The sequence below is a fragment of the Natranaerobius trueperi genome (assembly GCF_002216005.1).
Classification (GTDB): Bacteria; Bacillota; Natranaerobiia; order Natranaerobiales; family Natranaerobiaceae; genus Natranaerobius_A; species Natranaerobius_A trueperi.
Genome location: NZ_NIQC01000070.1, coordinates 1 through 938 on the forward strand (window position 1 = coordinate 1; position 938 = coordinate 938).

2 protein-coding genes are annotated in these 938 nt (G+C 41.2%); both read right to left on the minus strand.

What is annotated here, in order from left to right:
- Nucleotides 1-78: 78 nt before the first annotated feature.
- Nucleotides 79-354, minus strand: a complete 276-nt coding sequence (locus tag CDO51_RS13975) for a group II intron maturase-specific domain-containing protein (protein ID WP_158212474.1) — start codon at nt 352-354, stop codon at nt 79-81.
- A 20-nt stretch (nt 355-374) separates the two neighbouring features.
- Complete coding sequence (locus CDO51_RS13980) at nt 375-692, minus strand: reverse transcriptase domain-containing protein (protein ID WP_158212475.1); 318 nt, start codon at nt 690-692, stop codon at nt 375-377.
- Nucleotides 693-938: the final 246 nt, after the last annotated feature.

The following is a 938-nucleotide window of genomic DNA, read 5'->3' on the forward strand; positions in this document are numbered from 1 at the left end:
AAATCGAGTAGGAGGTAGATAATTAATTTATCTACCGACCTCTCACACCACCAAGCATACCGTCCGGTACTTGGCGGTTCAATGATTTAAGTGCAGTACCTCGTATCTTTTGGATATGTCATCATATCCAATTGATGCGAGGTATTCATTTGTTAATGACCTTGATAATATCCAGCTATTGGCTATCCGCCAATATCCTTTCCGAGTGTTTGCCCATTGCCAAGCTTTCCCTTTGGATATTCCAAGTCGTTTGAGGTTCTTAAACCTCGCACTTATTTTCTTCCATTGCTTCCACAAGTACATTCGAATTCTACGCCTAATCCATTCGTTAAGGGCGGTGATTCTATTCTTCATATCTGCGATAGAGAAATAGCCTAACCAGCCTGTGGTGAATGTTTAAGCTCTTTAAGTATCTTCTGAGTCGACCTACCACGTTTACGACTTGTTATCTGCCGTACCCTGTCCTTGAACCGTTTTACGGACTTCTGGTACGGTCTGATTCCAATCTTCCCTTTAGCTTTGTAGAGGGAGAAGCCAAGAAACTTAAGTTTTAGTGGGCTTCCAGTTTTGCTCTTTTCTCGGTTTATCTTAAGTTTCAATCTATCCTCAAGGTACTTTGTACAGCTGGTCATTACTCTTTCAGCGGCTCTCTTACTTTTGACGTAGATGATACAGTCATCTGCGTACCTCACAAATTTATGTCCCCTCTTTTCAAGTAGTCGATCAAAATTTGTTGAGGTAGATATTACTGAGTAATGGAGACAGGTTTCCACCTTATGGAGTGCCTTTGGTAGAAGGGCTCGAAAGCCCATTTGACATAGCCCCACTCTTTAAAAATTTGCGTATGAGTCGTATGATGGTTTCATCCTTTACTTGTTCCCTTACCATACCTATCAACAAGTCATGGTTCACAGTGTCAAAATATTTTGCTAGGTCTA